Source organism: Exiguobacterium sp. s191 (assembly GCF_018618955.1).
GTDB lineage: Bacteria > Bacillota > Bacilli > Exiguobacteriales > Exiguobacteriaceae > Exiguobacterium_A > Exiguobacterium_A abrahamii.
On sequence record NZ_JACSNC010000004.1, the window covers coordinates 170,197 to 185,055 of the forward strand.

The following is a 14,859-nucleotide window of genomic DNA, read 5'->3' on the forward strand; positions in this document are numbered from 1 at the left end:
GTCCTTTCGTTTGACCCCGCACCTCTTATGACTCTGATCGGACACCGTTGATCCCAAGATCACACTGAATCAAATCCGCATACGTTTGTCGACGGACGACTTCACGGGATTCCCCGTCCCGAACGAAAATGAGTGCCGGACGTAAGAACTGGTTGTAGTTGCTTGCCATCGAAAAGTTATACGCTCCTGTCCCAAAGACAGCAAGTGTATCGCCACCGTTCGGTGTAACCAACTGTGCTTTTTCAGCGACGAGATCCCCTGATTCACAAGCTGCTCCAACGACCGTCACTTCGGTCGTTTCGCCACTCATCCGGTTAGCGATGACCGTTTCATACACCGCACCGTAAAGTGCTGGGCGAATGTTATCTGTCATTCCGCCATCGACCGAAAGATATGTTCGGACGCCTTCGATCTCTTTGATTGCCCCGACCGTATACAGTGTCGTTCCTGCATTCGCAACGACCCAGCGCCCTGGCTCGATCCCGATGCGCGGACGTTCGATGCCGAGTCGCTCCGTTTCCGTCTCGATGACATCCATGACGCGTGCAATCGTCGCTTCAAAATCAAGCGGATGATCGTCCTGTGTATAGGCAATACCGAAGCCACCGCCAACATTAACTTCGCTGACTGTGAAGCCATGATGCGCACGAATCGTTTCGACGAAGCCCATCATCGTCCGAGCCGTCTGTTCGAACAGTGACGGATCTTGGATTTGCGAACCGACATGACAATGGATGCCGAGTAACGACAGATGTTCCGATGCTAAAATCGCTTCGATTGCGTCCAAGTAATCTGACGCATGCGTCGAGAAACCGAATTTCGTATCGACACCACCTGTCTGGATTTTTGCATGTGCCCCACCGATGACTTGTGGGACGATCCGAATCAGGACATGAACCGTTTGACCGGCTTGTGCCGCAATCGATTCCAGTTGTGCAATCTCTGCAAAGTGATCGATGACAATCCGTCCGACTCCTTCCTCGACGGCATACTGAAGATCAGCCGTTGATTTATTCGAACCATGGAAATAGATTCGTTCTGCTGGAACCCCGGATTGACGGGCGATGAAGAGTTCCCCGCCTGTGACGACATCGATTCCAAGACCATGACGAACGACTTGTTCATATACGGCACTGACAGTCAGTGCTTTTGAGGCGAAGGAAGCATACGTGTTCGGATACTTATCAAGGAAGTGTTCCCGGACGGTCTCTAATCGATCCGTCAGCTCCCGCTCTGCCATCACATACAACGGTGTTCCGTACTGTGCTGCAAGATCGGTCGCTGCGACACCATCGATGTGCAACATATTGTTTTCTTCTGTCAGGTATTGACTTCCATACATAATAAGTTCCTCCTTATAGATACTGATGCGTCAAACGCCAAGACCGGGCACACATCTGCTCTGAATTGTTCGCTGCTCCTGTCCGGGTGATATCGTCAATTTCAACGCCATCCCCGTATAGCACGACCTCGTCTCCGACCTCAATCGTCCCATCGACAGCGACGAACGTATGACTCATGAATAATTTATTGATGACCGGATAAGGTTTTTCTTTAATATGAACAGGCAACGCGGCACGCCCACGGACTACACCGTCTCCATATCCGACGGGTAAGATAGCAATCCGCATCGGTTCTGTACTCGTAAAGTTCGTCCCGTATCCCACATGCTCACCCGGTCCAATTTCGCGAATTTCAACGACCTCCGTCGTCATCCGTAGCGAAGGAACGAGCCAGTCCATCTTTTCAATCGGTGAATAGCCGAATAAGAAGATGCCAGGGCGGACATAGTTACAAAATGCGAGACGCGGATCGTGTTTGACGATCGTCGCACTGTTTTCCGAGTGCATATACGTAAACGTATGGCGCTTTCGTAACACATCGGCAATGGCGACGAAACGTTCGACTTGTCCATCGTGATCCGCATCCGGCTCATCGGCAAGCGGAAAGTGTGTATATAAACCTGTTAAAGCGAGCGAATCTGCTTGCGCAAGCGCAAGAACAGCTTCCGCCTCTTGAAGCGAACTGACACCAAAACGATTCATCCCGACGTTGATCTTCAAATGTAACTCGATTCCCTGCAGCTGTTTACTGTTTAGGGCGAGCCATTCTAGCGATGAGACACCGAGTGCAATTCTGAAACGTCGTGCTGTTTCAAAATCCTCCGTCGGATTCATCACCAGTACATAACTGTCTGGAAAATTCGTTTTGATTTCAATGGCTTCATACAACTCGGCGACAGCAAAGTGATGCACATCAGACGCCATCAGCGTTTCGACCATCTCTAGCATGCCTAAGTTGTACGCATTGTTCTTGACCACGGCAAAAATACGTTTACGTGACCGAGCGAAGACCGATGCGACGTTCTGTCGCACCGCCTTCCGATCGATCGTGACGAGTGTACGCGTCGTCATTCTGCGACAGCTGGTGTCACATACGTCAACCAATCCGCATATTGCGGCAATTGACCTGTGACGGCTTGACGGTAAAGATCGAGCAACTCATCTGCGACGTTCCGTGTTCCGCCGTTGATGGAGATATGATCGATTTCACCGACACTCGTGATTTCAGCAGCTGTTCCTGTTAAGAAGATCTCATCTGCGACATATAACTCATCGCGTCCGATGTGACGTTCGACGACAGGATAGCCTTGATCTTGCGCCAAACGGATGATGACTTGGCGTGTGATACCGTCGAGTACTGAACAATCAAGTGACGGTGTATGAATCGTTCCGTTTTTAAGAAGGAAAAGATTCGCAACACTCGCTTCACTAACGTTTCCGTTCATGTCGAGCGCGATTGCTTCATCAAATCCATCACGGATCGCTTCACCTTTTAAGAGTTGTGAGTTCATATAGTTCGCAGCCGCTTTCGCTTGCATCGGCATCATCGTTGATGAGACGCGGCGGTATGATGCGACTTTGGCACGGATGCCAGCACCTTTATCGAAGTATTCCCCAAGCTCCCAGCAAGAGATGCCGACATGAACCGTCGTATCTTTCGCCATCAATGCTTGCCATGGCGTACCGAGGAACACGAATGGACGGATATAACACGATTCAAATCCGTTTTTCGCAACTAGATCAATCGTCGCTTGGACGAGTTCATCAACCGTATACGGAATCGTGACGTGATAATACGCACAACTGCGGAAGAGACGTTCGATATGTTCCTTCAATTGGAAAATCGCCGGTCCGTCCGGTGTCGCGTAAGCACGAATTCCTTCAAAGAATCCACTACCATAGTGAATCGCATGTGACATGACGCTTGTGTTCGCATCTTTCGGATCATGAAAGACTCCATCTAACCAAATTGCTTCTCCATACTGTGTATCCACTGCCATGTGTTTTCCTCCTCTTCGACGTCAATCAGAGTGAACGTAAATCATCCACCAATTGCGTCTTCTCTTCTGTTTTCGCATCTTTCTGTTTGATGACACGTGCAGGTGTTCCAGCAACGACGCTTCCAGCAGGTACGTCTTCTGTGACGACACTACCAGCAGCGACGACGGCATCTTTACCGACTTTCACGCCTTCAAGGATGACTGCATTCGCACCGATCAAGACACCGTCTTCAATGATGACAGGTGTTTTTGAAGGTGGTTCGAGGACACCCGCGACCACGGCACCTGCGCCGACATGAACGTTTTTCCCGATCGTCCCACGTGCACCGACGACAGCGTTCATATCAATCATTGTACCATCTCCGATTGATGCACCGATATTGATGATGGCACCCATCATGACGACTGCGTTGTCACCGATGACGACATGATCACGAATCCATGAACCTGGTTCGATGCGCGCATTCAAGTGACGTGTATCAAGCATTGGTACCGCACTGTTGCGACGGTCATACTCCACGTGAACATCCGTGATGCGATCTGAATACTTTTCTAAGAAAGTAGCCGCAAGTCCTGCATCCGCGAAGAAAATCTTTGATTCATCTGATCCGAATGCTGTAGCGCCTTCGATCGTCAAGCCCGCCAAATCGCCGTTGACGTAAAGTTTTACCGGTGTTTGTTTTTTAGCATCTTTAATGAATTTAGCAATTTCGTAAGCATCAGTGAGTAACATGTGAATCCTCCTGTGTGTAGAGCGTCTCTAATGTATAGAGTCCCGCTGTTTTTTGAATGAGTGCCTCAGCTGCTTTGATCGCACCAGAAGCAAATACTTTTTTTGATAGCGCTGTATGTTTGATTTCAATCAATTCGTCGACACCTGCGAATAAGACTTCGTGTTCTCCGAAGATCGTTCCACCGCGCATCGCGTGCATCCCGATCTCGTTCGTCTCTCGCTTTTGCCGCGTCTGTGACCGGTCATATACCGGTGTGACGTCACGTGCCGTCTGAATCGTTTGCAATAACAACTCCGCTGTTCCGCTTGGCGCATCGACTTTTTGGTTGTGATGTTTCTCGAGCAATTCGATGTCATACGCTCCTGCTAGTGGTACGAGTGTCTTCAGCAGTTGCTGCACCATCGCGATGCCGTACGACATGTTGTACGACTGGAAGATCGGAATTTCTTTTGCGGCGTCCTTGATCGATGCCAGTTCCGCCTCCGAAAAACCAGTCGTCGCGATGACGAGTGGTGTTTTTGTCGCCAGCCCATATGCGAGCAGATCCGGTAGCAAACTCGGATGCGAGAAGTCGATGATCGCATCGACCGTTTCTGACATCTCCGTTAGCTCGGCATATGAAGCGATCGTATCGGATGACTTCGTCCGGTCAACGATCGCTACGACACTTTGTGGTGCGAGTTCGACGACGTATTGTCCTGTCGCCCCATAACCGTGTAACGCGAGTTTCATCGAACCACCCCTTTGTAAGCCCGCATCGTTTCGAGTAAGTGGGCGTGCCCCGCTTCCGATTGACGGACGAGCGGCAAGCGCGGCGCACCGACAGCAAAGCCGAGTTCTTCAAGAGATGCTTTGACTGGAATCGGATTGACATCACTGAACAAGGCACCGATGACCGGTAACAAGTCTGCCTGAATCCGGCGTGCCGTGACGAGATCTTGTGCGAGTAACGCCTCAGCAAGTGCTTGTGTCTCTGCTGGGTACGGGTTCGAAAGAACTGAGATGACGCCTTGTGCCCCCCATGCCATGTACGGCAGGATTTGATCATCATTTCCACAGAAGACCGCGAAATCTTCCGGAATCGCCGCCATCAGTTCACCCATGAAGCTGACGTCTCCACTCGCCTCCTTAAACGCTTGGATGCGTGGATGACGTGCTAACGTCACTGCTGTTTCGACTGCGATCGCAACGCCTGTCCGCGACGGAACGTTGTACAGCATGATTGGTAATTCGGTTGCATCAGCGACCGCCGTGAAATGTGCGACGAGACCCGCTTGCGATGTTTTATTGTAGTACGGTGTGACGAGCATCGCTGCGTCCGCACCGATGCGTTCTGCGAGTAACGTCTTCTCGATTGTTACTGCCGTGTTGTTCGAACCCGTTCCGGCAATGACGGGTACTCGTCCTGCCGTGACTTGAACGGCAGTCGTCAATAGTTGTTCGAATTCCGTGTTTGTCAGTGTCGAACCTTCTCCTGTCGTCCCTCCGACGACAAGTGCCTGAATCCCCGCTGCGAGTTGTTGCTCGATCAGGCGTTCGAATACGTGTAGATCCAACTCGCCTGCTTCATTAAATGGTGTGACGAGCGCTGTACCTGCTCCTTTGAACATGAAGAACTCCTCCTTTTTTATGAATGAATCGACTGTTCGATTGCTTGGCGTGCGACTTGTACGGCATTCGAGGCGGCACCTTTTCGAATGTTGTCGGCTACACACCAGAGATGGAACGTGTTCGCGAGACTATCATCTTGTCGAATTCGTCCGACATAGACATCGTCCGTACCACTTGCATCGAGTGGCATCGGATAACGCGTATTCGCGACATCATCGATGAGGACGACGCCCGGTGCGCCTTCAAGTGCTTCACGGATCGCTGCAACCGTCGTCGGCTGCGTAAACGTGACGTTGATCGCAACCGAGTGAGAATTCGTGACTGGAACACGCACACATGTCGCACTGACTGGTAGTGCTGGAAGATTGAAGATTTTCCGTGTTTCGTCAATCATCTTCTGCTCTTCTTTCGTATAGCCGTTCTCAAGGAACACATCGATATGTGGCAAGATATTATCGTGAATCGGATGCGGATAATTGACGGGCTCTTCTCCGCGTGCTCCACGTGCCAGATCCTCGATTCCTTTTTGACCAGAACCGGATACGGCCTGATACGTCGTATAGTTGACACGCTCGAATCCCAGTGACTGGAGCGGTGCTAAGGCGACGACGGATTGAATCGTCGAACAGTTCGGATTTGCGATCAAGCGGTCCGTCGCTTGAATCGCTTGTGGATTGACTTCTGGCACGACAAGCGGAATCGTCTCCTGCATCCGGAAAGCACTTGAATTATCAACGACGAGTGTTCCGTTTTCAGCTAGTAACGGGGCATATTGTTCACTGATCGTTCCGCCCGCCGCGAACAACGCGACGTCAATCTCGTCTTCCGTGATACTTGGTGTCAGTGCTTGGATCGTAATGGCTTCTTCCTTGAACTGTACCGTGTTCCCTGCTGAACGAGCAGAAGCGTAAGCGGACAGGCGGCTGACCGGGAAGTCCAGTTCGGCTAGTACTTGTAACATTTTTTGACCGACGGCGCCGGTTGCTCCAATGACTGCTACATGATACATCCTGTTTTCCTCCTTATAACTCGAACGCGTTTGCAATCGCTGCAACCGTCCGTTCAATATCTGCTTGTGCAATCGTGTATGAGATGCTGATTTCTGAAGTCGTAACTTGATAGAACGGAATGTTCTCTGCTCGGAAAATTGCGAACAATTTCGAAGCGACACCTGTTGCATCCCGCATCCCGATTCCGACGACAGATAATTTCGCGTGTTGATTATGGCGATCGACCTTGACTGTCGTGAAGCGATCCATGATGTCTTTCAATGCTTCATCGAGGAACTCTTCCTCATCGAGTGGACATGAGAACGATAAGAAAATGTCACTGTCGAACGTCGTTTGACTGATCATGTCGATGTTGACGTGGCGATTGGATAACAGTTCGAAGATATCGGCTACTGCTGCATTCGTTTGCGGTACGTGTTTGATTGATACCGTCAAGACGTTCTTCGTCACACTGACACTCGTCACCGCTTTTTGTTCCATTGTTTCCGTCGCTTCCATGATCCATGTTCCCCTTTTCGATTCAAGTGTTTTCCCGACGAAGATGTGTACGCCGTATTTTTTTCCTAGTTCGACACTTCGCATTTCCATGACCTTCGACCCGAGGGCGCTCATTTCCATCATCTCATCATACGAGATATGTGGAATCGGTTGAGCGGCGGCATGGATTCGCGGATCAGCTGTATAGACACCGTCGACATCGGTATAGATTTCGCACCGTTTATCAAGGACTGCCGCAAGGGCAACTGCCGTTGTATCCGACCCACCCCGTCCAAGCGTCGTGACATCACCGAGTTCGTTGACACCTTGGAATCCGGCGACAATGACGACATCGTACGTTTCGAGTTTTTGTCGTAACAGATCTCCATCGATCTGTTTGATCTTACTTTTCGTATGCACGCCCATCGTGCTGATTCCTGCTTGAGCGCCTGTTTGCGATAACGCTTTGACACCGAGCGAGTTGAGGGCGATGCTGAGTAATGAAATCGTCTGTTCTTCTCCGATGGCAAGCAGTCGATCGAGTTCTCTTCGCTCGGGGCGATCCGTGATGGCTTGCGCCTGAGCGATCAAAGAATCTGTCATCTTGCCCATCGCCGAAACGACGACGACGAGTTTTTCACCTTCGGCTGCGCGACTCTTCAAATAATTCGCAATAGACTGAATCTGTTCGACAGTCGCAACCGAGCTTCCACCAAATTTAAGTACAGTTGTCACAATCCTATCTCCTTTGTCCCGATACAGAAAAAAACGACGGGCCGGTAGGAGCGTTCCTACGGCCCGTCGTTATCACGATCGGACAAACGAAGACAAAGTCATTCGTTCTTTTACGTAAGATAGCGCTCCGAAACATCGGTTTCGGCAGTACAACGGATCTTAACCGTTGTACCAGCAAACAAGAAGAAGCATCTTCTCATTCACTTCGGCGGACTTCCCCTTTCACATCATTCGGCATGCTTGCCTTCAAGAATGATGCTACTCATGTCATCCGCGCCTCTATCTGTCGGTTGTTAGTTACAGTTATAGCAGACATCTTTTGTTAAATCCAGTCATTTGACTGTTTTTTTTCAAAATTCGTCAATTCGCAAGATGCTGTTTCGCGAGTTCGAGTTGCTCCGACACGGCAGCAAACCCTGTCCCGCCGTAGCTAGTCCGGCGTGCTACTGCTTGAACCGGATCGAGGAGCGGATAGACGTCTTCTGTGATATCAGGATGGAACGTTTGATACGTCTCGAGGTTCAAATCCTTCAGGAAACAACCGTTCTGCACACAGTAAAGGACGGCTTTGCCGACGATTTCATGCGCTTCCCGGAACGGTATGCCTTTCGTTACAAGGTAGTCGGCGAGTTCCGTTGCATTCGAGAAGTCTTGCATTGTCGCCTTCTTGAGCGCTTCGGTCTTAAACGTCGCAGATTCAATCATTCCGGTGAAGATTTGAACGGATTGGAGAACGGTATCTGCTGTATCGAAGACCCCTTCCTTATCCTCTTGCATGTCTTTGTTGTAAGCGAGTGGTAATGCCTTCATCGTCGTCAAGAAGCCCATCAGATTGCCATAGACGCGCCCCGTTTTCCCACGAATCAATTCAGCGAAATCAGGATTTTTCTTCTGTGGCATCATGCTCGATCCTGTCGAGAAAGCATCAGACAACTCGATGAAGCCAAATTCTTGCGATGCCCAGATGATGATTTCTTCACAAAAACGCGAGAGATGCATCATGACGGTCGAGGCGATCCCGAGGTATTCGATGACGAAATCGCGGTCGGAGACAGCGTCGAGACTGTTCGGATAGATTGACTCAAAACCGAGCAACTCGGCAGAACGGAAACGATCGATTGGGAATGTCGTCCCCGCGAGCGCGCCTGCCCCGAGCGGTGATTTCCGGATCCGCTTTTGATTATCCGTCAACCGTTCGACATCACGTTCGAACATCCAGAAATAAGCGAGCAAGTGATGCGCAAGCGAGATCGGTTGTGCCCGTTGCAAATGCGTATAACCTGGCATGACCGTCTCGATATGTTGCTCAGCTTGTTCCGTGATAACCGATTGGAGCTCGCGTAATGCCGTCGTCAACGCTTCAACATGTTGTTCCATCCATAGATGTAAATCCGTTGCGACCTGGTCATTTCGGCTCCGTGCCGTATGCAGTTTTCCTGCAACCGGACCAATCTGTTCCGTCAATAGACGCTCGAGATTCATGTGAATGTCTTCATCTGCTAGCGTATACACATGATCCGCTAACGTCGTTTCCAGTTGCTTCAGTCCTTGCTCGATTTGTGTCCACTCGTCTTGAGCGAGGATCCCTTGTTCAAATAGCATCTGCGCGTGTGCGAGACTGCCTTTTAAATCGACGCTCGCTAATTTTTGATCGAACGTGATTGATGCTCCGAAGGCTTCCGCTTGAGCGGAAGCACTTTCCGTAAAACGTCCACCCCAGAGTTTGGTCATTTCGTGACACCCGCCTGACGATGTACGCTCGCATGAGTCGAAACGGCAAGTCCGTGTAATTTGATGAAGCCTTTTGCTGCTTCATGATCGAACGCGTCTTCTTTCGTATACGTCGCAAGTTTCTCATCGTAGAGTGAGACAACGGACTGACGACCTGTCACGGTTGCGTTTCCTTTGAACAGTTTAACGCGAACTTCTCCTGTGACGTCCTGTTGTGTCGCCGTCAGGAATGCTTTCAAGCCTTTCGTCAATGGTGCATGGAAGAGACCGTTATAGATCGTTTCTGCGTATTGTTTGCTGAGTAGTGGTTTGAAATGCGCGACGTCCTTCGTCAATGTAATCGTCTCGAGTGCAGCGTGAGCTTTGAGTAAAACCGTTGCTCCTGGGCACTCATAGACTTCCCGCGATTTGATACCGACGAGACGGTTCTCGACGTGGTCGATCCGTCCGACCCCATGTGCACCAGCGATGATGTTCAGTTCCGTGATCAGTTTCGCCAGTGGATATGTCGTTCCGTTGATCGAGACCGGAACACCTGCTTCAAAGCCAATGATGACTTCTTCTGCCTGATCCGGAGCGTCTTCTGGCGCTACTGTTAACGCGTAAGCGTCTTGTGGTGGCTCTGTCCAAGGGTTTTCTAGGACGCCACACTCGTTACTCCGTCCCCAGAGATTCATGTCGATTGAGTATGGGCTATCGAGGTTGATCGGGATCGGCACGTTGTTTTCTTTCGCATAGGCGATCTCTTCTTCCCGTGACCATTTCCATTCCCGAACCGGTGCGATGACTTCGAGTGATGGATCAAGTGCTGCGACCGAAACTTCGAACCGGACTTGGTCGTTCCCTTTTCCGGTACATCCGTGAGCGACCGCCGTTGCACCATGTTGATGCGCGACTTCGACAAGCTTTTCTGCGATCAACGGACGCGAAAGCGCTGAAATCAACGGATAGGCATTTTCGTAATGAGCGCCATATTGAAGTGCTGGCAAGACGAAGTCTTGTGCGAATTCTTCTTTAACATCGAGGACGATCGATTCGATCGCACCGACGAGGAGTGCTTTTTCTTTAATGACGGATAAATCTTTTCCTTCTCCGACATCCATGCATAAGGCAATGACGTCATAGTCCTTGCTCAACCATTTGATGGCTACCGATGTATCAAGTCCCCCAGAGTACGCTAAGATCAATTTTTGTTTCGACATGTATAATTCCCTCCTGGTTTTAAATTCATCTGTCTGTATAAAAATTCATTATGAATTATATATATACATAGAAAACAAAAAAAAGAAACCCTTTTTGCAGGATTTCTTTCAAAATGACTTACATTTTTTTCTCCATCGTTCGGTGCGGGATGCCCGCATCATCGAATTCATCGGAGACGATCGTATACCCGAGTCCTTGATAAAACGGGATCGCTTGAACTTGTGCGCCGAGTGTTAGCAATTGCTTCCCTTCGCGACGTGCGACTCGTTCCATCGCCTGCATCAACTCGCCACCGTATCCTTTTCCTCGCGCTGTCGCTAGCGTCGCGACACGCTCTACCTTCATCCGTTGGTCGTCATATGGACGGGTACGACCCGTTGCGACCGGTCGACTCTGCTCATCGAGGACAAGCAGATGAATCGCTGTTTCATCATGTGTATCGTATTCAAGATGGCGTGGTACGCCTTGCTCCTCGACGAAGACACGCTCCCGGATCATCCGGACGGCTTGATGTTGTTCTGCTGTACGTACTTGAATGACTGTCATGACTGATATTCCTCCCGTAATCGATCGACATATGCCATCGCATCATCCCGATTCGTAAATTGTGCCTGTGCCTGAACCGCACTTCCTCCGCCTCGCCCGTTAAATGTTTGGACATGTGCTTTAGCGAACTTCCCGAGATGGGGTTCACCTGGACTACTCATCAGTAACTTGTTCGTCGTCGCATTCCAGACGACGCCGACGCGTCCCGCTTCTTGAATCGCTTTAGCAAGTTGTTCGGATATTTTGATTTCTTCATCCAGATGTTCAAACACAAGAATGCCTTCTTGTTGTTCTAAAGCGTGAGCGAGTGTGAACGTTGCAAGTTGTTCCTGGGCGTGTTCGACCTGTTTCGTTAAGCGTTTCTGCTCTTCTTGTAACGCTTGGACGGCTTCTAGCATTTGAACTGGTTTGACCGACAAGGCTTGCGCCGCTTCCCGTAAGGCTCGTCGTTCTGCCTGAACGAGTTGGTATGCCCGTTCTTTTGCGACATAGGACAGACGAATATTTCCACGAACCCGCTCGACTCCGGTAAAGAGAATCGACTCGAGCTGTGCCGTTGAATCAAGATGCGTCCCACCACAGGCACTATAATCGAGTGTGCCGATTTGAACGACACGAATTCGTCCTTCAACTTGTGGTGTTTTTCGTAATGGTAAGCGTAGCGCTTCCGCCTCGTCATACTCTGTCGCCGTGATCGGTAATCCTTGTTCAATCACCTGGCGTAATCGTCGATCCAGTTGTTCTTGTTGCATAGTTGTCCATTCAGGTGTCTCGATATCAAGCGTCGAGACCTCACTTCCCGTCCGAAAACTGAGTGTCTTGATATTTGATTCATCTTGTAGGATTGCAGAGATGACATGTTGTGCCGTATGCTGCGCCGCATGATCGATCCGGACTGCGTCATCTACGATACCGGTGACGTCACCTGTGAGCGGCGTCGCCAGTTGGTGCCAGACGACACTGTCTTCGATTTGAACGTCAAGGACCGGTTGGTCGTTCAATGTTCCACGATCCGCCGGCTGTCCACCGCTCTCCGGATAGAAGTAACTTTTCTCTAAAGCAACCCAATAACCATCTACTTGTTTTGTCGTGCGAATGGATGTCTGAAAGGTTCGGACATCGGATTCTATTTGTTCGGGGCGCATGCCTCGACCACCTTTCTCTGTCAGTTTCACTCTGTATTATGCCATATTTCATCCAGAATCGTTTGTCGGCTTGCCTTTTTCCTAGTACACTAGACGAAAGACTACCGATCGCGAAGGGACGAAATGCCGTGATTCAGCATATCAATAAAAATTCACCACTCCCCATCTACTATCAAATCGAAGCTGCCTTAAAACAACAAATCGAAAGCGGTGTTCTTCAACCTGGCGATCTGATCCCGTCCGAGCGCGAATTTGCCGAAGCGCACCAAATCAGCCGAATGACGGTCCGACAAGCCATTTCAAACTTGGTCAACGCCGGTTACTTGATTCGTCAAAAAGGACGAGGAACATTCGTCGCGAATAAAAAAATCGTCATGCAACTGTCTGGATTGACGAGTTTCTCGGAAGAGATGGAACATCTTGGACTAGAACCGACGAGTGCGCTTCTCTCCTATCAAATCATCGACGCGTCGATGACGATCGCCAATAAGCTCCGGATTCGCGAAGGGGCATCCGTGTATGAACTGAAACGTTTACGAATTGCTGATGAGCAAGCGCTTGCCCTTGAGACCGTCTATATCCCGGAACAGCTCTTACCTGGACTCGATCAAGACGTCGCGACCGCATCGCTCTATGCATTTGCAGAAGCGAGCGGATTAAATCTTGGACGTGCGAGTCAAACGTTCGAATCACGTCTTGCAACGAAGGAAGAGGCGGGCCATCTTGGTCTATCGACCGCTTCGCCTGTCTTATCTGTCGAGCAACTGACGTACCTGACAACAGAGCAACCGTTTGAATACGTCATCTCCGCTTACCGCGGCGACCGCTATACCTTCACCGTTGAAATGGAACGCCAACGCTAAAAATCCCCTTGTATCGTCGTACAGTGACGATGATACAAGGGGATTTTTAGTGTGTCTTACTGTGCAGGGACGGCTTCCGTCTCTGTCACTGGTTCTTCTGTCGTACTTTGTGCCGGGTCTGTCTCTTCCTTGATCGGTTCGACTTCTTGACCTTGCATCGCTTTTGCTAAATTACTTTTCACTTGCTCCAATTGATTCGGATCGAGATGATATTCCCATTTCCCGCTAATACCGATGTAGCCTTCTCCAGCGAGTTGGTACTCCGTCGTATTACGTAACGCTGCTGTGAAATCTGCTAAGCGTGTATAATCGTTCGGACCTAAGTTCGTTTCGACGTTATCACCGACAGCATCCAAAATATCACGGTATGCACTGAGGGAACGGAAACTTGCCGCTTCTTTGGCGACCGCTTGAATGACTTGCATCTGTTTTTGACCGCGTCCGATATCACCGAGCGGATCATCATGACGGTTCCGGACGTAAGCAAGTGCTTGCTCTCCTGTTAAATGTTGCATCCCTTTATCAACAGTGACAGTACCGGCTTTACGTTTTGAATCTTGCTCTTTGAACGCATATCGTACATCGATGTCTACGCCGTCCAATGCATCGATCAATTGAACGAATCCTTGGAAGTTAACTTTAACGACGTGATCGATTTGAATACCGAGCAGGTTTTCTGTCGTTTCACGCGCTAATTTAATCCCATTATAGGAATTCGATTTATCCATCGAACCGAAGTAATGGGCATGGGTGATTTTATCTTGCTCAACACCTGTCTTACCATAAGGTACATCGTATTTCGAATAATCGATGTTCACGAGTGAATCACGCGGAATACTCGTCAACACTAATTGTTCCGTTTTTTTATTTAAGATTCCGACGATCATGACATCTGATCGCGCCGGTTCATTTCGTTCTTTACTTTTTTTCGTTTCATCCGTCCCAAGAATCAAGAACGATTCAGACGGAACATCATCATATTTAGAGCTCACCTTCGAGCCTGGAATATTAATTTGTGTCTTTGCCAATGTTTCTTGCGTTTTAATAAAAACAGCTCCAGCGTAACCAGAACCGATGATTGTGACAAGCAGGACGAGTGCAGCGATGACTTTCATGAACATCTTGCCAGCACTTGGCTGTCTCTTTCGTGCGGATCGCGTTTCCATCATGTAAACCCTCATTTTCATGTAAATTTTCCGTAAAGTTCGCTAATCTCCATTATCCGTACATTTAATGAAATGTCAATTTACGTTTCGATTAAAGAAATTGTATGGAATCGTTGCACTGAAAAAATCATGGACCCTTAGTGCACTGTATCATGAGATTGAATGATCTTGGTATATGTCCTGTTGATGCCTTTCTATCAAAATAAAAAATCGCTTGAGACTAGGCTCAACAGAATCAAAAAAAGGAATAGAGTCAATCCAATGATTGTCTCTATCCCTTTTGATTCATCGCTCT

At 49.3% G+C, this 14,859-nt stretch carries 14 protein-coding genes and 1 riboswitch; of the genes, 1 reads left to right on the forward strand and 13 read right to left on the reverse strand.

Annotated features, from left to right (window positions below; translation table 11 throughout):
- Nucleotides 1–25: 25 nt before the first annotated feature.
- The 12 genes from lysA to KNQ09_RS15510 form a co-directional block, all read right to left on the reverse strand.
- On the reverse strand, nt 26–1,342 hold the full coding sequence (gene lysA / locus KNQ09_RS15455) for a diaminopimelate decarboxylase (protein WP_214858946.1): 1,317 nt from the start codon (nt 1,340–1,342) through the stop codon (nt 26–28).
- A 13-nt stretch (nt 1,343–1,355) separates the two neighbouring features.
- Nucleotides 1,356–2,414 (reverse strand): alanine racemase, encoded by a 1,059-nt coding sequence (alr, locus tag KNQ09_RS15460; protein WP_214858947.1) that lies wholly within the window; start codon nt 2,412–2,414, stop codon nt 1,356–1,358.
- A complete protein-coding gene (locus KNQ09_RS15465; RefSeq protein ID WP_023467124.1) occupies nt 2,411–3,343 on the reverse strand; it encodes a branched-chain amino acid transaminase in 933 nt (310 codons plus the stop codon). Before KNQ09_RS15465 ends, alr begins: the two co-directional genes overlap by 4 nt.
- 25 nt (nt 3,344–3,368) lie before the next feature.
- Nucleotides 3,369–4,076, reverse strand: coding sequence for a 2,3,4,5-tetrahydropyridine-2,6-dicarboxylate N-acetyltransferase (gene dapD / locus KNQ09_RS15470; protein WP_029340774.1), 708 nt, complete (start codon nt 4,074–4,076; stop codon nt 3,369–3,371).
- Nucleotides 4,063–4,809: a 4-hydroxy-tetrahydrodipicolinate reductase gene (dapB, locus tag KNQ09_RS15475; RefSeq protein ID WP_023467121.1), complete on the reverse strand. Its 747-nt coding sequence runs from the start codon at nt 4,807–4,809 to the stop codon at nt 4,063–4,065. Before dapB ends, dapD begins: the two co-directional genes overlap by 14 nt.
- Complete coding sequence (gene dapA, locus KNQ09_RS15480) at nt 4,806–5,687, reverse strand: 4-hydroxy-tetrahydrodipicolinate synthase (protein WP_214858948.1); 882 nt, start codon at nt 5,685–5,687, stop codon at nt 4,806–4,808. The genes dapB and dapA overlap by 4 nt, the downstream gene beginning before the upstream one ends.
- A gap of 17 nt (nt 5,688–5,704) precedes the next feature.
- A complete protein-coding gene (locus KNQ09_RS15485; RefSeq protein ID WP_055966597.1) occupies nt 5,705–6,697 on the reverse strand; it encodes an aspartate-semialdehyde dehydrogenase in 993 nt (330 codons plus the stop codon).
- A gap of 13 nt (nt 6,698–6,710) precedes the next feature.
- Complete coding sequence (locus KNQ09_RS15490; RefSeq protein WP_047395005.1) at nt 6,711–7,910, reverse strand: aspartate kinase; 1,200 nt, start codon at nt 7,908–7,910, stop codon at nt 6,711–6,713.
- A gap of 112 nt (nt 7,911–8,022) precedes the next feature.
- Nucleotides 8,023–8,200: riboswitch (Lysine riboswitch) on the reverse strand.
- Nucleotides 8,201–8,270: 70 nt separating this feature from the next.
- Nucleotides 8,271–9,641: an argininosuccinate lyase gene (argH, locus tag KNQ09_RS15495; RefSeq protein ID WP_047395002.1), complete on the reverse strand. Its 1,371-nt coding sequence runs from the start codon at nt 9,639–9,641 to the stop codon at nt 8,271–8,273.
- Nucleotides 9,638–10,843, reverse strand: coding sequence for an argininosuccinate synthase (locus KNQ09_RS15500; protein ID WP_214858949.1), 1,206 nt, complete (start codon nt 10,841–10,843; stop codon nt 9,638–9,640). The genes argH and KNQ09_RS15500 overlap by 4 nt, the downstream gene beginning before the upstream one ends.
- A gap of 118 nt (nt 10,844–10,961) precedes the next feature.
- Nucleotides 10,962–11,390: a GNAT family N-acetyltransferase gene (locus tag KNQ09_RS15505; RefSeq protein WP_023467111.1), complete on the reverse strand. Its 429-nt coding sequence runs from the start codon at nt 11,388–11,390 to the stop codon at nt 10,962–10,964.
- Nucleotides 11,387–12,535, reverse strand: a complete 1,149-nt coding sequence (locus tag KNQ09_RS15510) for an alanyl-tRNA editing protein (protein ID WP_214858950.1) — start codon at nt 12,533–12,535, stop codon at nt 11,387–11,389. Before KNQ09_RS15510 ends, KNQ09_RS15505 begins: the two co-directional genes overlap by 4 nt.
- 128 nt (nt 12,536–12,663) lie before the next feature.
- Between KNQ09_RS15510 and phnF the strand changes: the two genes are divergently transcribed.
- Nucleotides 12,664–13,398 carry a phosphonate metabolism transcriptional regulator PhnF gene (gene phnF / locus KNQ09_RS15515; RefSeq protein ID WP_029340766.1) on the forward strand — a complete coding sequence of 245 codons (735 nt, stop codon included), beginning with the start codon at nt 12,664–12,666 and terminating at the stop codon, nt 13,396–13,398.
- Nucleotides 13,399–13,454: 56 nt separating this feature from the next.
- Here the strand turns inward: phnF and KNQ09_RS15520 are convergent, their stop codons facing one another.
- Complete coding sequence (locus KNQ09_RS15520) at nt 13,455–14,567, reverse strand: LCP family protein (protein ID WP_231681811.1); 1,113 nt, start codon at nt 14,565–14,567, stop codon at nt 13,455–13,457.
- Between the last annotated feature and the right edge of the window lie 292 nt (nt 14,568–14,859).